This is a genomic window from Corallococcus sp. NCSPR001, from assembly GCF_017309135.1.
GTDB lineage: Bacteria > Myxococcota > Myxococcia > Myxococcales > Myxococcaceae > Corallococcus.
In genome coordinates, this window is the sequence record NZ_JAFIMS010000001.1 from 417,358 (window position 1) to 432,741 (window position 15,384).

General features: G+C 65.7%; 16 protein-coding genes. 8 read left to right on the top strand and 8 right to left on the bottom strand.

All coding sequences use genetic code 11. The features are described from left to right. Positions 1-136: 136 nt before the first annotated feature. The 3 genes from JYJ93_RS01720 to JYJ93_RS01730 are packed head-to-tail and all read left to right on the top strand — an operon-like array spanning position 137 to position 3,261. Positions 137-1,360 carry an AAA family ATPase gene (locus JYJ93_RS01720; RefSeq protein WP_206786072.1) on the top strand — a complete coding sequence of 408 codons (1,224 nt, stop codon included), beginning with the start codon at positions 137-139 and terminating at the stop codon, positions 1,358-1,360. A 6-nt stretch (positions 1,361-1,366) separates the two neighbouring features. Continuing rightward, on the top strand, positions 1,367-2,158 hold the full coding sequence (locus tag JYJ93_RS01725) for a hypothetical protein (protein WP_206786073.1): 792 nt from the start codon (positions 1,367-1,369) through the stop codon (positions 2,156-2,158). Continuing rightward, entirely contained in the window at positions 2,155-3,261 is a 1,107-nt protein-coding gene (locus JYJ93_RS01730) for a hypothetical protein (protein ID WP_206786074.1), read from the top strand. The genes JYJ93_RS01725 and JYJ93_RS01730 overlap by 4 nt, the downstream gene beginning before the upstream one ends. A 3-nt stretch (positions 3,262-3,264) precedes the next feature. Here JYJ93_RS01730 and JYJ93_RS01735 read toward each other — a convergent pair whose 3' ends face one another. Beyond that, a complete protein-coding gene (locus JYJ93_RS01735; protein ID WP_242543568.1) occupies positions 3,265-4,704 on the bottom strand; it encodes an MATE family efflux transporter in 1,440 nt (479 codons plus the stop codon). A gap of 239 nt (positions 4,705-4,943) precedes the next feature. On the opposite strand from JYJ93_RS01735, the gene JYJ93_RS40490 reads away from it, so the two are divergent. Continuing rightward, on the top strand, positions 4,944-6,173 hold the full coding sequence (locus tag JYJ93_RS40490) for a UDP-3-O-(3-hydroxymyristoyl) glucosamine N-acyltransferase (RefSeq protein WP_277989443.1): 1,230 nt from the start codon (positions 4,944-4,946) through the stop codon (positions 6,171-6,173). Between the two features lie 582 nt (positions 6,174-6,755). On the opposite strand, the gene JYJ93_RS39760 is transcribed toward JYJ93_RS40490, so the two are convergent. Then, positions 6,756-6,914: a hypothetical protein gene (locus JYJ93_RS39760; RefSeq protein WP_242543569.1), complete on the bottom strand. Its 159-nt coding sequence runs from the start codon at positions 6,912-6,914 to the stop codon at positions 6,756-6,758. Positions 6,915-6,965: 51 nt separating this feature from the next. Further along, on the bottom strand, positions 6,966-7,592 hold the full coding sequence (locus tag JYJ93_RS01750; RefSeq protein ID WP_242543570.1) for a hypothetical protein: 627 nt from the start codon (positions 7,590-7,592) through the stop codon (positions 6,966-6,968). A 69-nt stretch (positions 7,593-7,661) separates the two neighbouring features. Between JYJ93_RS01750 and JYJ93_RS01755 the strand changes: the two genes are divergently transcribed. Genes JYJ93_RS01755 through JYJ93_RS01760 form a run of 3 tightly spaced genes read left to right on the top strand, consistent with a single transcriptional unit; the run spans position 7,662 to position 8,926 of the window. After that, the gene (locus tag JYJ93_RS01755; RefSeq protein WP_347402688.1) at positions 7,662-8,426 is read left to right on the top strand and encodes a hypothetical protein; all 765 of its coding nucleotides are present in this window, start codon (positions 7,662-7,664) and stop codon (positions 8,424-8,426) included. Between the two features lie 51 nt (positions 8,427-8,477). After that, complete coding sequence (locus JYJ93_RS39765) at positions 8,478-8,633, top strand: hypothetical protein (RefSeq protein WP_242543571.1); 156 nt, start codon at positions 8,478-8,480, stop codon at positions 8,631-8,633. Further along, on the top strand, positions 8,630-8,926 hold the full coding sequence (locus JYJ93_RS01760) for a GNAT family N-acetyltransferase (RefSeq protein ID WP_347402689.1): 297 nt from the start codon (positions 8,630-8,632) through the stop codon (positions 8,924-8,926). Before JYJ93_RS39765 ends, JYJ93_RS01760 begins: the two co-directional genes overlap by 4 nt. Here the strand turns inward: JYJ93_RS01760 and JYJ93_RS01765 are convergent. Further along, positions 8,910-9,314, bottom strand: a complete 405-nt coding sequence (locus tag JYJ93_RS01765; RefSeq protein WP_206786076.1) for a hypothetical protein — start codon at positions 9,312-9,314, stop codon at positions 8,910-8,912. The genes JYJ93_RS01760 and JYJ93_RS01765 overlap by 17 nt on opposite strands. A 43-nt stretch (positions 9,315-9,357) precedes the next feature. After that, positions 9,358-10,257: a DapH/DapD/GlmU-related protein gene (locus tag JYJ93_RS01770; RefSeq protein ID WP_242543572.1), complete on the bottom strand. Its 900-nt coding sequence runs from the start codon at positions 10,255-10,257 to the stop codon at positions 9,358-9,360. Between the two features lie 403 nt (positions 10,258-10,660). Here JYJ93_RS01770 and JYJ93_RS01775 point away from each other — a divergent pair, with 403 nt between their 5' ends. Continuing rightward, positions 10,661-12,100 carry an MATE family efflux transporter gene (locus tag JYJ93_RS01775; RefSeq protein WP_242543568.1) on the top strand — a complete coding sequence of 480 codons (1,440 nt, stop codon included), beginning with the start codon at positions 10,661-10,663 and terminating at the stop codon, positions 12,098-12,100. A 3-nt stretch (positions 12,101-12,103) separates the two neighbouring features. Here JYJ93_RS01775 and JYJ93_RS01780 read toward each other — a convergent pair whose 3' ends face one another. From JYJ93_RS01780 to JYJ93_RS01790, 3 genes are read right to left on the bottom strand one after another with little or no spacing between them, the layout of a single operon-like run. Continuing rightward, entirely contained in the window at positions 12,104-13,210 is a 1,107-nt protein-coding gene (locus JYJ93_RS01780) for a hypothetical protein (protein WP_206786074.1), read from the bottom strand. Then, on the bottom strand, positions 13,207-13,998 hold the full coding sequence (locus JYJ93_RS01785) for a hypothetical protein (RefSeq protein WP_206786073.1): 792 nt from the start codon (positions 13,996-13,998) through the stop codon (positions 13,207-13,209). The genes JYJ93_RS01780 and JYJ93_RS01785 overlap by 4 nt, the downstream gene beginning before the upstream one ends. Before the next feature lie 6 nt (positions 13,999-14,004). After that, a complete protein-coding gene (locus JYJ93_RS01790; protein WP_206786072.1) occupies positions 14,005-15,228 on the bottom strand; it encodes an AAA family ATPase in 1,224 nt (407 codons plus the stop codon). Positions 15,229-15,384: the final 156 nt, after the last annotated feature.

Consider the following 15,384-nt stretch of genomic DNA (forward strand, 5'->3'; position numbering starts at 1 on the left):
TGTGCCCGGCCCGCAGTGTGGAGCACGGGAGGCAGGGGCGGAAGTGCGGGTGGAGGTGTTCTTGACCCTGGAGGGGGCGTGTGGTGCGGTCGTTCGACGATGCTGCGCCCTCTTTGGCGCCTAGGGCGGACCGACGATGAACAAGCTGACGCGGCTGACCATCAACAAGTTCCGGAACGTCGCGCCGACGACGCTGGAGTTCCGCCCGGGGCTCAATGTGGTTCTTGGGCGAAACGCGGCCGGGAAGACGACGCTGCTGCGCCTGTTGTCGACACTTATTGGAGCACCAGATGCTACTCTTCGGAATGATCCATTGGAGGCAAGCTACAGCGTAGTCAGCACCAATGGCCTTAGTTTCGACCACTTGACCGTCAAAACACGAGTCAACGCGCCTGCGCTTCCCCAGATGCCAGGAAAACCAGCATGGGAAGAGCATTACAGCATCGAACAATCAGACCGCTTTTTCTTCAAACGACTTGGCATGGTTGCATTGCATGCAGATTTGCATCCAAACGAAACCATCCTAACAACTACAAACAAACACCACCAAGCTCCAAAGCGACCACATGAGAGCCCACTCATGTCAATCATCTCCACACTCTGGAGCGACAAGCCGTTCGACGATTCTCAAAGTCTCGCCTTCGAAATCCTAAACTCCTACCCAGCATCAGCTGGACGAATGGATGAGAGCCTCGAACAATTCAACAAATTGTTTCAACTGGAGGCACAGGCAACAAACAGAAGATTCATATGGGACGCTATTGAGGTTCCCGATTCGCTGACCAAAATACGTCCTGAAACACTTCCGCCAGGAACTGCAGCTACTTTCCAATTGGCGTTTCTCAAACGCGTAGCACCCGTTCTTGGGTATGAGTCTGCCAGTGTCCGATTTGACATTGAACGACTCAACCCAGAGCCAGACCGCCACCTAACGAAACTAAGGAATCTCCGTTTCTTTTTCAAAAGGGGGGATGAAGAGGTATCTCACGACCTGCTTAGTTACGGTCAAAAGCGCCTACTCGCTTTCTTCGCCAACGCAGATGCCTCCGGAGACATAATAATCGCCGACGAACTCGTGAACGGGCTTCATCATGAATGGATCTCCGCATGTCTCAACGAGATCGGAGAACGGCAGGCTATCCTTACCAGCCAGAATCCTCTTCTCCTGGACTTCTTGCGTTTCGAGAGCATTGAAGAGGTCCGCAACACCTTCATTATTTGCAAGCGCGCTGAAAGCGCTACAGATGCGCAACTCATCTGGCGCAATCTAACTGAGGACGAAGCCGAGTCCTTTTTTCTTGCCTATCAGACTGGGATTCAACGCGTCTCGGACATCCTTCTCACCAAAGGCCTCTGGTGACGTGCAATGTTAGCCCGTGCGCGCATCCTCGCCCTGACCGAGGATTCAGGTAGTCAGGGGCATCCCACGCTTCAGAAGATCTTGAAAGAAGCGCTCAAGCTCGTTGTGGAAGGCGTTGATCTCAATCCTGTCCGCATCAAAATCGAGCCACTTCCAGAGAACGACCGTGCACGACTCGGGTTGCGCGGAAACAGTTGGAAGGAAGAGCCTCCTACGCAGGACACGCTTCGCCTGATTGAATCAATTGCAGTGCGTCTGACTGAAAAGCCCGCTGGATTCGTCGTCTTCCACTTCGATACTGACTCAGTGTGGAGCGAGCGGGATACCGATCCCAAGAGCAACAGGCGAAAATTCGAAACCCTTATCCGTGGCCGAGTGCGTCGTCGCCTTATGGGAGAAGGAGCGTCGCCTAGAAATCCACGTGCCCCTCCTCCGCAGACTTCAGAGGAGGCTGATGCGGCGTTAAGTCGTCTCCTTGTCTTCTCTCCCTGCTACAGCATGGAGTCCTGGCTATACCAAGCCACGAGTGAGTTGCGCCCCCTCTGCCAGAATGAGCACGACTCTAACGAGCACACACAACTCATCGAGGAATGGACCACGGACCGGACTCGCCTTGATGAAGTCCACCAGCCCAAGGTCGTGATGAAGAAGTGTGTGGCCGATCATCACAACGAAACGCTCGCCAAGTCTTTCCCCGCAGAAGACGTCTGGCTGGCTGAGCGTTCCTTCCACGAGTCCGTGGAACGCCTCCGCGCCTGCACCGCCCTGGTCGAAGCACTCTCCCACCCCGTCTCATGAGCCCCCTCCGCCGAGCCACCCAGGACGACAACGCCGCGCTGCTGGACCTGTTCGGCGACGTGCCCATGACCGGGGACCTGGTGCTCAGCACGCAGCGGTCGCCGGACTACTTCGGCCTCTTCGCCATGCAGCGTGGGGAAGCGGAGGTCTGGGCCCACGGCGAAAACTCCCGCCTGGATGGCATGGGCGCCATCCATGTCCGCGACGGCTGGCTGGACGGCAAACCGTGCCGCGTGGGCTACCTGGGCGATTTGCGCACCCGCTTCTCCGCGCGCCGCGCCCGGGGCCTGGCCCGGTTCTATGGCCCCGTCCTGGAGGAGACCTCCCGCCGCCATGGCGTGGACGTGTTCCTCACCGCCGTCATGGCCTCCAACGCCGCCGCGCTCCAGTCACTCGTGCGTCGTGGCGCGGCCCGGGAAGCGCAGCCGCACTACCACCTGATGCGCGCCTTCTCCGCCATCTCGCTCCAGTTCGTCCTGCGACGCAAGCCGCGCCCCAGCCGCTACACCGTGCGCCGGGCCACCGCCGCGGATGTGCCCGCCATGGCCGCGATGCTGAACGCGGACCATCGCTCGCGCCCCTTCGGCTATCGCTTCGACACCGGTGAACTGGAGCATCGCCTCGCTCACTGGCCGGGGCTTCGCGTGGAGGATTCGTTCCTCGCGTTCGATTCCGCCGGGCAGCTCGTCGGCTGCACTTCGGCGTGGAACCCCGACGCCGTGAAGCGCTACCGCGTGCTCGCGTACCGGGGCGGCATGAAGTGGGTGCGCCGGGGCTTCAACGCGCTCGCCACCGTCACCGGCGCGCCCCGCCTGCCCGCGCCCGGCGGCGACTTCCGCTACTTCTACCTCTGCAACACCAGCATCCCGTCGGAGGACCCCGCCGTCCTGCGCGCGCTGCTGGATGCCGTCTACGCCGCGTTCCACGGAAGGGGCTTCCACTTCTTCACCGTGCAGCAGGACGCCGGTGACCCGCTGTCTTCCGCCTTCGACGGCTTCATCCAGCGGCGCCTGGACTTCCACCTCTACGCCGTCACGCCCGCCTCGCGCCCCCCAAGGACCTTCCCGGGGGGACGCACCGGCTTCGAAATCTGCCTGCCCTGACGCTCACACCACGCGCGTCTTCCAGCGCCCACGCCGGAACAGGACGATGCCCACCACGGACATCACCGCGAAGGCCGCCGGCACCGCCCAGTAGGCTCCCACCACGCCCAGCCCCACCGGATGGGCCAGCACCCACGCCAGCGGCAGCTCCAGCGCCCAGAGACATCCCAGGTCGATGAGCGTGGGCGTGCGCGTGTCCCCCGCGCCGTTGAACGCGGAGGTGATGACCATGCCGTACGCGCACGACAGGAAGCTCAAGGAGAAGATGCGCAGCGCCGTGGCCCCCGTGTCCACCACCGCCGGGTCCGTCGTGAACGCTCCCAGCAGCGGATGCGCGAAGATGAAGAACGCCACGCCGATGGTGCCCAGCACCATCAGGTTGTACCTGCCCGCGAGCCACACCGCCTTCGCGCCCCGGTCCGGGTCGCCCGCGCCCATGCTCTGTCCCAGCAACGTGGCCGCCGCGTTGCCCAGGCCCCACGCGGGCATCAGCGCGAACATCGTGATGCGGATGGCGATGGTGTAGCCCGCCAGCGCCGTGCTGCCGAACGACGACACGATGCGCACCAGCACCACCCAACTGGACGTGGTCACCAGCGCCTGCACCATGCCCGCGCCCGACAGCCGCAGCATCGCGAGCATCGTCGCGGGCTCCAGCGACACGTGCTCGCGCCGCACCTGGAGCCGGCCGTTGGAGCGCATCAGCCGGTAGAGCTGGTACACCACGCCCGCGCTGCGGCCCAGCGTGGTGGCCCACGCCGCGCCCACCACGCCCATCTCCGGGAACGGCCCCCAGCCGAAGATGAGACACGGCGCGAGCACGATGTTCAGCCCGTTGGCCAGCATCAACACGCGCATCGCGATGGCCGCGTCGCCCGCGCCCCGGAAGATGGCGTTGATGAGGAAGAGCAACAGGATGCTCACCACGCCGCCCATCATCACGCGCGTGTAGCCCACGCCGTGCTCCAGCACCCACGGCGAGCCGCCGAGCGCCGCCATCATCGGCCGGGCGAAGACGATGCCCGCCACGGCCAGCACCGTGGAGATGACTACGCCCAGTCCAATGGCCTGCACCGCCGTGCGCGCCGCCCGCTCCGCGTCCTTCTCTCCAATGCGCCGGGCCACCATCGCCGTGGCGCCGATGCTCAGGCCCATACCGGCCGCGTAGATGATGGTGAGGATGCCCTCGGTGAGCCCCACCGTGGCCACCGCCTCCGCGCCCAACCGGCCGACGAAGGCGACGTCCACCACGGCGAACACCGACTCCATGCACATCTCCAGCACCATGGGCACGGCCAGCAGGAAGATGGCCCTCCCGAGCGGCAACTGGGTGAGGTCCTGCTCCGAGCCGTGCAGGGCCTCCTTCACCAGGGCCCACAGCCCCTTCTCCACGGCGTCGCGGCTGGCCACGGGCTCGGGCGCCTGGGCGTGGCTGTCCGCCAACGGTGTCTCTTCCACGGGGTGAGGCCTTTCGAGAGCGAGGGGACTTCCTACCGCGAAACGCCCACACGTGGCGCCCAGCGACGCTGGCTTCCTACGCCTCCCGTCCCCCACTCCTGACATCTGAAGGTGCCGCACCCACCCTCCTCGGCTCAGCAAGCGAGCGTCCGCTGTTGGACGGCGGAGTCGTGCCTTTGGACAACATGCCCTTGGAAGAGCCAGGAGTAGCTTGCTGCATCCCGATGAGTCCCTTACCCGCGACCGCTTCTCTCCTGCCCACCGCGGTAGGTCCTCATTTCACCCTGGCCTCGTCCGCGCGACTGCTGGGCACCACGCAAGTGGGGCCCGGGGCCATCATCTCCCGCGGCGCCGTCGTGCGCTCGGTGGGGGGCTCCGTGATGTTGGGAGCCTTCTCCACGCTGCGCGAGGACGCGGTGGTGGTGGGCACGCCCGAGCGGCCCACGTCCATTGGCGAGAAGACCGTGCTCGGTTCGCGCTCGCTGGTGATGGGCGCGCGCGTGGGGTCCCTCTGCGACGTCGGTGACGGCGCCATCCTGATGCCCGGCGTGACGCTGGGCGACCGCTGCCTGGTGGGCGAGGGCACCGTGTTGCCGCCCGGCATGACGGTGCCGGATCAATCCGTGGTGCTGGGCCGGCCGGGACAGGTCCTGCGGATGCTATCCTCCGAGGACCTGACCCACCTGCAGCAGCGCCGGGGCGGAGACCTGTCGCTGCCCGCCGCGCCTTTGACCCCTTTCTCCGCGCGCGACCGCGCCGAGGACGCCCCCATGGGACAGCTGTATGCCTTTCGCGACCGCCACCCCTTCGTCCACCCGACCGCCACGCTCTTCTCCTCCGCGGAGGTGTCCGGTGACGTGGTCATCGGCGCGGGGGCCATCATCGGCGCGGGCGTCAAGATCACCGGCGACCTGAATGGTCCGGTGCGCATTGGCGCGCGGGTGCAGATCCTGGAGAACACGGTGCTGCACCTGCAGCCGGACACCATGCTGGTGCTGGACGAGGGCGTGGTGGTGGGCCCCCGGGCTGCGTGCTGCACGCGTGCAACCTGGGCGCGGGCACGGTGGTGGAGCCCGGCGCCATCCTCTGCGAGGGCAGTCACCTGGGCAAAGGCTGCCACGTGGCCGCCGGCAGGCCTGGTGAAGGCGCGCGCGGTGTTCCCGGACTACGCGCTGGTGGGGGGCTTCCCCGCGACGCAGGTGGGCACGCGCACATCACCGCCGGAGCCGCCGCGCTGGGTGCTGCGGCCCGAGGACCTGCCGGGCTGCGGCGCATGGGGTGACAGGATTTGCACAGGCCGTGTGCCCTCGGGCAGGGTCGCGGCCATGGAACCGGTCCACTCAATCATCGAGATCGCAGGCCCGCCTGCTGCTGGGCTGGCCTGTGGCGCGCTCTTCCGGAAGTTCGTGTACCGCGCCATCCCGCGCGGCTGGGGAGCCTGGCCGGGTGGGTGACCCTCCGCCGCAACACGTGGGTGCTGTTGTTCACATCTGCATCGCGCTGGGCGTGGCGGCGGCATGCCATGCGTCAATTCCGTTCGCGACGCTGATGTGGCTGCAATGAGAACCTGTCCACGAGCCGCCCTTCGCGCTTCACCCAGGAACTGATCCACGGGTTCTTCCTGGGGGGCGACTTCCTCACCGGTCTACTACCTGGCGATGTATTCCCGCCTCGGGCTCCGAGGAGGAGCAGGCCTCCGGCGCGGTCTGACCCCCTTTCAGGAAGCTCCTGAGGACCTCGGCGACTCGTCCGGGTCCTGAGGGTTCTCCTGGGCCACCGTGCGGAAGCACACTTCTCGAGGACAGCGGATCGACTGCCGACGTTGTGGACCGCGATCCACGCGTGGAGCGGACGGTTCGGCTCGGAGGGCACGAGGAAATCCCGAGAGCGCACCGCGTCGCGATGCCCCCCGTTTGGGTCCCCAAGTTTGCTCGCAGCACCCACCCAACTAGGGCGATGAGGCGCCTTTGCCGTCCTGTTCCCAACACCTGCCAGAACGTACCCAGCGACCCGGCCGTCAGCGCCGATGGCGCGGGTCACGTTCTCGGGGCGGTGAGCACCTTCGTGCGCCAGTGGGTCAGGAAGGCATCGCGTTCCCGCGACGGGAATGCAGCCATGCGCAGCGCGACTTCGTCGCGTTGGTGCTCGAAGAAGATCGGGAGGTCTTCATCCGTAACGTTGCGCAGGATCACCAAGAGAGCCGGTCTCCACGAACCGAGTGACGCGCCGACCTTACCTGAAGCAGGTCAGACCCAGAAGACCACGTCGCGCTCCGCGTCCTCGGGACCGGGGCCGTGCGCGCCTTCGCGGAGCCAGCGGCGATACGCTTCGATGTCCGCGTGGTGCAGATCCGCCTCCGTGCTGGAGTACACGCCGCCGCCGGGGCCGCCCTTCAGTCCCTGGCGCTGCGTCTCCATGATGCGGACGTCCTGCTGGATGACCTGCCGCGTGTACCAGCGCACCAGCGGCGTCAGCGCCCGGCCCACCCACGCGCCCGGCACGTCCACCGGCAACCGGTAGCTGATGGCCGTGTACACGAGCGTGTCCGTGGGCCCGATGGGCGTACACTGGGAGTTGATGGCGAAGCCGCTGTCACCCCACTGGTAGTCCACGCGCGTGACGTTGGGGACGATGAACTCATCCGTGTGCACGAGTGGCAGGCCGCGCGGGTTGAACAGCCGCCCCAGGCCGGTGAGCGCGTCCTCCTCCTGGTGGTAGGTCATCCGCACGCGGCCCGCGTGACGCTTCACGGTGGAGGGGACGCGCTTGCGCGTGGGATTGCGGAACCAACCCCGGTGCACGAAGGACGTGTGCGGCACGTCCATGAAGTTCTCCACCAGGTTCGTCACGCCGTTCGCGAAGCGCGTGACCATGAAGTAGACGGTCCAGCCTCGCTCGTTCCAGTAGGGGACCCGGAAGGGCTCAAGCCCGCGCCCTGTGACGTGGGGCGGCTCGCGCGCTTCCCCACGCGGGAGCAGGACGGACTCGTCTACGTCTACCTGGGCAAGGACGTGACCCAGGCCCGCGCGGAGCCCTTCCGGGTCCCCTACTGGAACGAGCGAGGCTGGACCGTCTACTTCATGGTCACGCGCTTCGCGAACGGCGTGACGAACCTGGTGGAGAACTTCATGGACGTGCCGCACACGTCCTTCGTGCACCGGGGTTGGTTCCGCAATCCCACGCGCAAGCGCGTCCCCTCCACCGTGAAGCGTCACGCGGGCCGCGTGCGGATGACCTACCACCAGGAGGAGGACGCGCTCACCGGCCTGGGGCGGCTGTTCAACCCGCGCGGCCTGCCACTCGTGCACACGGATGAGTTCATCGTCCCCAACGTCACGCGCGTGGACTACCAGTGGGGTGACAGCGGCTTCGCCATCAACTCCCAGTGTACGCCCATCGGGCCCACGGACACGCTCGTGTACACGGCCATCAGCTACCGGTTGCCGGTGGACGTGCCGGGCGCGTGGGTGGGCCGGGCGCTGACGCCGCTGGTGCGCTGGTACACGCGGCAGGTCATCCAGCAGGACGTCCGCATCATGGAGACGCAGCGCCAGGGACTGAAGGGCGGCCCCGGCGGCGGCGTGTACTCCAGCACGGAGGCGGATCTGCACCACGCGGACATCGAAGCGTATCGCCGCTGGCTCCGCGAAGGCGCGCACGGCCCCGGTCCCGAGGACGCGGAGCGCGACGTGGTCTTCTGGGTCTGACCTGCTTCAGGTAAGGTCGGCGCGTCACTCGGTTCGTGGAGACCGGCTCTCTTGGTGATCCTGCGCAACGTTACGGATGAAGACCTCCCGATCTTCTTCGAGCACCAACGCGACGAAGTCGCGCTGCGCATGGCTGCATTCCCGTCGCGGGAACGCGATGCCTTCCTGACCCACTGGCGCACGAAGGTGCTCCGCCCGAGAACGTGACCCGCGCCATCGTCGCTGACGGCCGGGTCGCTGGGTACGTCGGCAGTTGGGAACAGGACGGCAAGCGCCTCATCGCCTATTGGGTGGGGCGCGAGCACTGGGACAAGGGCATCGCGACGCGGGCGCTCTCGGAGTTCCTCGTGCTCGAGCCGAACCGTCCGCTCCACGCGTGGGTCGCGGTCCACAACGTCGGGTCGATCCGCGTCCTCGAGAAGTGTGGCTTCCGCACGGTGGCCCAGGAGAACCCTCAGGACCCGGACGGAGTCGCCGAGGTCCTCATGGAGCTTCCCTGAAAGGGGTCAGACCGCGCCGGAGGCCTGCTCCTCCTCGGAGCCCGAGGCGGGAAACAATCGCCAGGTAGTAGCCGGTGAGGAAGGTCGCCCCCAGGAAGAACCCGTGGATCAGTTCCTGGGTGAGCGCGAAGGGCGGCGTGGACAGGTTCTCATGCAGCCACATCAGCGTCGCGACGGAATTGGACGCATGGCATGCCGCCGCCACGCCCAGCGCGATGCAGATGTGAACCAACAGCACCCACGTGTTGGCGGCGGAGGTCACCCACCCGGCCAGGCTCCCCAGCCGCGCGAGGATGCGCGGGTACACGAACTTCCGGAAGAGCGCGCCACAGGCCAGCCCCAGCAGCAGCGGGCCTGCGATCTCGATGATTGAGTGGACCTGTTCCATGGCCGCGACCCTGCCAGAGGGCACACGGCCTGTGCAAATCCTGTCACCCCATGCGCCGCAGGCCCGGCAGGTCCTCGGGCCGCAGCACCCAGCGCGGCGGCTCCGGCGGTGATGTGCGCGTGCCCACCTGCGTCGCGGGGAAGCCCTCCACCAGCGCGTAGTCCGGGAACACCGCGCGCGCCTTCACCAGGCTGCCGGCGGCCACGTGGCAGCCTTTGCCCAGGTGACTGCCCTCGCAGAGGATGGCGCCGGGCTCCACCACCGTGCCCGCGCCCAGGTTGCACGCGTGCAGCACGCAGCCCGGGCCCACCACCACGCCCTCGTCCAGCACCAGCATGGTGTCCGGCTGCAGGTGCAGCACCGTGTTCTCCAGGATCTGCACCCGCGCGCCAATGCGCACCGGACCATTCAGGTCGCCGGTGATCTTGACGCCCGCGCCGATGATGGCCCCCGCGCCGATGACCACGTCACCGGACACCTCCGCGGAGGAGAAGAGCGTGGCGGTCGGGTGGACGAAGGGGTGGCGGTCGCGAAAGGCATACAGCTGTCCCATGGGGGCGTCCTCGGCGCGGTCGCGCGCGGAGAAAGGGGTCAAAGGCGCGGCGGGCAGCGACAGGTCTCCGCCCCGGCGCTGCTGCAGGTGGGTCAGGTCCTCGGAGGATAGCATCCGCAGGACCTGTCCCGGCCGGCCCAGCACCACGGATTGATCCGGCACCGTCATGCCGGGCGGCAACACGGTGCCCTCGCCCACCAGGCAGCGGTCGCCCAGCGTCACGCCGGGCATCAGGATGGCGCCGTCACCGACGTCGCAGAGGGACCCCACGCGCGCGCCCATCACCAGCGAGCGCGAACCGAGCACGGTCTTCTCGCCAATGGACGTGGGCCGCTCGGGCGTGCCCACCACCACCGCGTCCTCGCGCAGCGTGGAGAAGGCTCCCAACATCACGGAGCCCCCCACCGAGCGCACGACGGCGCCGCCGGGAAGATGATGGCCCCGGGCCCCCACTTGCGTGGTGCCCAGCATATCGCGCGGACGAGGCCAGGGGTGAAATGAGGAACCTACCGCGGTGGGCAGGAGAGAAGCGGTCGCGGTAAGGGACTCATCGGGATGCAGCAAGCTACTCCTGCTCTTCAAGGGCATGTTGTCCAAAGGCACGACTCCGCCGTCCAACAGCGGAACGCTCGCTTGCTGAGGCCGAGGAGGAGTGGGTGCGGCACCTTCAGATGTCAGGAGTGGGGGACGGTGGAGGCGTAGGAAGCCAGCGTCGCTGGGCGCCCCGTGTGGGCGTTTCGCGGTAGGAAGTCCCCTCGCTCTCGAAAGGCCTCACCCCGTGGAAGAGACACCGTTGGCGGACAGCCACGCCCAGGCGCCCGAGCCCGTGGCCAGCCGCGACGCCGTGGAGAAGGGGCTGTGGGCCCTGGTGAAGGAGGCCCTGCACGGCTCGGAGCAGGACCTCACCCAGTTGCCGCTCGGGAGGGCCATCTTCCTGCTGGCCGTGCCCATGGTGCTGGAGATGTGCATGGAGTCGGTGTTCGCCGTGGTGGACGTCGCCTTCGTCGGCCGGTTGGGCGCGGAGGCGGTGGCCACGGTGGGGCTCACCGAGGGCATCCTCACCATCATCTACGCGGCCGGTATGGGCCTGAGCATCGGCGCCACGGCGATGGTGGCCCGGCGCATTGGAGAGAAGGACGCGGAGCGGGCGGCGCGCACGGCGGTGCAGGCCATTGGACTGGGCGTAGTCATCTCCACGGTGCTGGCCGTGGCGGGCATCGTCTTCGCCCGGCCGATGATGGCGGCGCTCGGCGGCTCGCCGTGGGTGCTGGAGCACGGCGTGGGCTACACGCGCGTGATGATGGGCGGCGTGGTGAGCATCCTGTTGCTCTTCCTCATCAACGCCATCTTCCGGGGCGCGGGCGACGCGGCCATCGCGATGCGCGTGTTGATGCTGGCCAACGGGCTGAACATCGTGCTCGCGCCGTGTCTCATCTTCGGCTGGGGGCCGTTCCCGGAGATGGGCGTGGTGGGCGCGGCGTGGGCCACCACGCTGGGCCGCAGCGCGGGCGTGGTGTACCAGCTCTACCGGCTGATGCGCTCCAACGGCCGGCTCCAGGTGCGGCGCGAGCACGTGTCGCTGGAGCCCGCGACGATGCTCGCGATGCTGCGGCTGTCGGGCGCGGGCATGGTGCAGGCGCTGGTGACCACGTCCAGTTGGGTGGTGCTGGTGCGCATCGTGTCGTCGTTCGGCAGCACGGCGCTGGCGGGCTACACCATCGCCATCCGCATCACGATGTTCGCGCTGATGCCCGCGTGGGGCCTGGGCAACGCGGCGGCCACGTTGCTGGGACAGAGCATGGGCGCGGGCGACCCGGACCGGGGCGCGAAGGCGGTGTGGCTCGCGGGCAGGTACAACCTGATGGTGCTGGGCACCATCGGCGTGGCGTTCTTCATCTTCGCGCATCCGCTGCTGGGAGCGTTCACGACGGACCCGGCGGTGGTGGACACGGGGGCCACGGCGCTGCGCATCTTCTCCTTGAGCTTCCTGTCGTGCGCGTACGGCATGGTCATCACCTCCGCGTTCAACGGCGCGGGGGACACGCGCACGCCCACGCTCATCGACCTGGGATGTCTCTGGGCGCTGGAGCTGCCGCTGGCGTGGGTGCTGGCCCATCCGGTGGGGCTGGGCGTGGTGGGAGCCTACTGGGCGGTGCCGGCGGCCTTCGCGGTGATGTCCGTGGTGGGCATCGTCCTGTTCCGGCGTGGGCGCTGGAAGACGCGCGTGGTGTGAGCGTCAGGGCAGGCAGATTTCGAAGCCGGTGCGTCCCCCCGGGAAGGTCCTTGGGGGGCGCGAGGCGGGCGTGACGGCGTAGAGGTGGAAGTCCAGGCGCCGCTGGATGAAGCCGTCGAAGGCGGAAGACAGCGGGTCACCGGCGTCCTGCTGCACGGTGAAGAAGTGGAAGCCCCTTCCGTGGAACGCGGCGTAGACGGCATCCAGCAGCGCGCGCAGGACGGCGGGGTCCTCCGACGGGATGCTGGTGTTGCAGAGGTAGAAGTAGCGGAAGTCGCCGCCGGGCGCGGGCAGGCGGGGCGCGCCGGTGACGGTGGCGAGCGCGTTGAAGCCCCGGCGCACCCACTTCATGCCGCCCCGGTACGCGAGCACGCGGTAGCGCTTCACGGCGTCGGGGTTCCACGCCGAAGTGCAGCCGACGAGCTGCCCGGCGGAATCGAACGCGAGGAACGAATCCTCCACGCGAAGCCCCGGCCAGTGAGCGAGGCGATGCTCCAGTTCACCGGTGTCGAAGCGATAGCCGAAGGGGCGCGAGCGATGGTCCGCGTTCAGCATCGCGGCCATGGCGGGCACATCCGCGGCGGTGGCCCGGCGCACGGTGTAGCGGCTGGGGCGCGGCTTGCGTCGCAGGACGAACTGGAGCGAGATGGCGGAGAAGGCGCGCATCAGGTGGTAGTGCGGCTGCGCTTCCCGGGCCGCGCCACGACGCACGAGTGACTGGAGCGCGGCGGCGTTGGAGGCCATGACGGCGGTGAGGAACACGTCCACGCCATGGCGGCGGGAGGTCTCCTCCAGGACGGGGCCATAGAACCGGGCCAGGCCCCGGGCGCGGCGCGCGGAGAAGCGGGTGCGCAAATCGCCCAGGTAGCCCACGCGGCACGGTTTGCCGTCCAGCCAGCCGTCGCGGACATGGATGGCGCCCATGCCATCCAGGCGGGAGTTTTCGCCGTGGGCCCAGACCTCCGCTTCCCCACGCTGCATGGCGAAGAGGCCGAAGTAGTCCGGCGACCGCTGCGTGCTGAGCACCAGGTCCCCGGTCATGGGCACGTCGCCGAACAGGTCCAGCAGCGCGGCGTTGTCGTCCTGGGTGGCTCGGCGGAGGGGGCTCATGAGACGGGGTGGGAGAGTGCTTCGACCAGGGCGGTGCAGGCGCGGAGGCGTTCCACGGACTCGTGGAAGGAACGCTCAGCCAGCCAGACGTCTTCTGCGGGGAAAGACTTGGCGAGCGTTTCGTTGTGATGATCGGCCACACACTTCTTCATCACGACCTTGGGCTGGTGGACTTCATCAAGGCGAGTCCGGTCCGTGGTCCATTCCTCGATGAGTTGTGTGTGCTCGTTAGAGTCGTGCTCATTCTGGCAGAGGGGGCGCAACTCACTCGTGGCTTGGTATAGCCAGGACTCCATGCTGTAGCAGGGAGAGAAGACAAGGAGACGACTTAACGCCGCATCAGCCTCCTCTGAAGTCTGCGGAGGAGGGGCACGTGGATTTCTAGGCGACGCTCCTTCTCCCATAAGGCGACGACGCACTCGGCCACGGATAAGGGTTTCGAATTTTCGCCTGTTGCTCTTGGGATCGGTATCCCGCTCGCTCCACACTGAGTCAGTATCGAAGTGGAAGACGACGAATCCAGCGGGCTTTTCAGTCAGACGCACTGCAATTGATTCAATCAGGCGAAGCGTGTCCTGCGTAGGAGGCTCTTCCTTCCAACTGTTTCCGCGCAACCCGAGTCGTGCACGGTCGTTCTCTGGAAGTGGCTCGATTTTGATGCGGACAGGATTGAGATCAACGCCTTCCACAACGAGCTTGAGCGCTTCTTTCAAGATCTTCTGAAGCGTGGGATGCCCCTGACTACCTGAATCCTCGGTCAGGGCGAGGATGCGCGCACGGGCTAACATTGCACGTCACCAGAGGCCTTTGGTGAGAAGGATGTCCGAGACGCGTTGAATCCCAGTCTGATAGGCAAGAAAAAAGGACTCGGCTTCGTCCTCAGTTAGATTGCGCCAGATGAGTTGCGCATCTGTAGCGCTTTCAGCGCGCTTGCAAATAATGAAGGTGTTGCGGACCTCTTCAATGCTCTCGAAACGCAAGAAGTCCAGGAGAAGAGGATTCTGGCTGGTAAGGATAGCCTGCCGTTCTCCGATCTCGTTGAGACATGCGGAGATCCATTCATGATGAAGCCCGTTCACGAGTTCGTCGGCGATTATTATGTCTCCGGAGGCATCTGCGTTGGCGAAGAAAGCGAGTAGGCGCTTTTGACCGTAACTAAGCAGGTCGTGAGATACCTCTTCATCCCCCCTTTTGAAAAAGAAACGGAGATTCCTTAGTTTCGTTAGGTGGCGGTCTGGCTCTGGGTTGAGTCGTTCAATGTCAAATCGGACACTGGCAGACTCATACCCAAGAACGGGTGCTACGCGTTTGAGAAACGCCAATTGGAAAGTAGCTGCAGTTCCTGGCGGAAGTGTTTCAGGACGTATTTTGGTCAGCGAATCGGGAACCTCAATAGCGTCCCATATGAATCTTCTGTTTGTTGCCTGTGCCTCCAGTTGAAACAATTTGTTGAATTGTTCGAGGCTCTCATCCATTCGTCCAGCTGATGCTGGGTAGGAGTTTAGGATTTCGAAGGCGAGACTTTGAGAATCGTCGAACGGCTTGTCGCTCCAGAGTGTGGAGATGATTGACATGAGTGGGCTCTCATGTGGTCGCTTTGGAGCTTGGTGGTGTTTGTTTGTAGTTGTTAGGATGGTTTCGTTTGGATGCAAATCTGCATGCAATGCAACCATGCCAAGTCGTTTGAAGAAAAAGCGGTCTGATTGTTCGATGCTGTAATGCTCTTCCCATGCTGGTTTTCCTGGCATCTGGGGAAGCGCAGGCGCGTTGACTCGTGTTTTGACGGTCAAGTGGTCGAAACTAAGGCCATTGGTGCTGACTACGCTGTAGCTTGCCTCCAATGGATCATTCCGAAGAGTAGCATCTGGTGCTCCAATAAGTGTCGACAACAGGCGCAGCAGCGTCGTCTTCCCGGCCGCGTTTCGCCCAAGAACCACATTGAGCCCCGGGCGGAACTCCAGCGTCGTCGGCGCGACGTTCCGGAACTTGTTGATGGTCAGCCGCGTCAGCTTGTTCATCGTCGGTCCGCCCTAGGCGCCAAAGAGGGCGCAGCATCGTCGAACGACCGCACCACACGCCCCCTCCAGGGTCAAGAACACCTCCACCCGCACTTCCGCCCCTGCCTCCCGTGCTCCACACTGCGGGCCGGGCACACGGCACACGGAGGACGTCAT

Excerpts from the sequence above, each read along its gene's own strand:
- JYJ93_RS01720 (WP_206786072.1), top strand. The coding sequence starts at position 137 with ATGAACAAGCTGACGCGGCTGACCATCAACAAGTTCCGGAACGTCGCG.
- JYJ93_RS01725 (WP_206786073.1), top strand. The coding sequence starts at position 1,367 with ATGTTAGCCCGTGCGCGCATCCTCGCCCTGACCGAGGATTCAGGTAGT.
- JYJ93_RS01730 (WP_206786074.1), top strand. The coding sequence starts at position 2,155 with ATGAGCCCCCTCCGCCGAGCCACCCAGGACGACAACGCCGCGCTGCTG.
- JYJ93_RS40490 (WP_277989443.1), top strand. The coding sequence starts at position 4,944 with ATGAGTCCCTTACCCGCGACCGCTTCTCTCCTGCCCACCGCGGTAGGT.
- JYJ93_RS01750 (WP_242543570.1), bottom strand. The coding sequence starts at position 7,592 with ATGGTCACGCGCTTCGCGAACGGCGTGACGAACCTGGTGGAGAACTTC.
- JYJ93_RS01765 (WP_206786076.1), bottom strand. The coding sequence starts at position 9,314 with ATGGAACAGGTCCACTCAATCATCGAGATCGCAGGCCCGCTGCTGCTG.
- JYJ93_RS01770 (WP_242543572.1), bottom strand. The coding sequence starts at position 10,257 with ATGTTGGGAGCCTTCTCCACGCTGCGCGAGGACGCGGTGGTGGTGGGC.
- JYJ93_RS01780 (WP_206786074.1), bottom strand. The coding sequence starts at position 13,210 with ATGAGCCCCCTCCGCCGAGCCACCCAGGACGACAACGCCGCGCTGCTG.
- JYJ93_RS01785 (WP_206786073.1), bottom strand. The coding sequence starts at position 13,998 with ATGTTAGCCCGTGCGCGCATCCTCGCCCTGACCGAGGATTCAGGTAGT.
- JYJ93_RS01790 (WP_206786072.1), bottom strand. The coding sequence starts at position 15,228 with ATGAACAAGCTGACGCGGCTGACCATCAACAAGTTCCGGAACGTCGCG.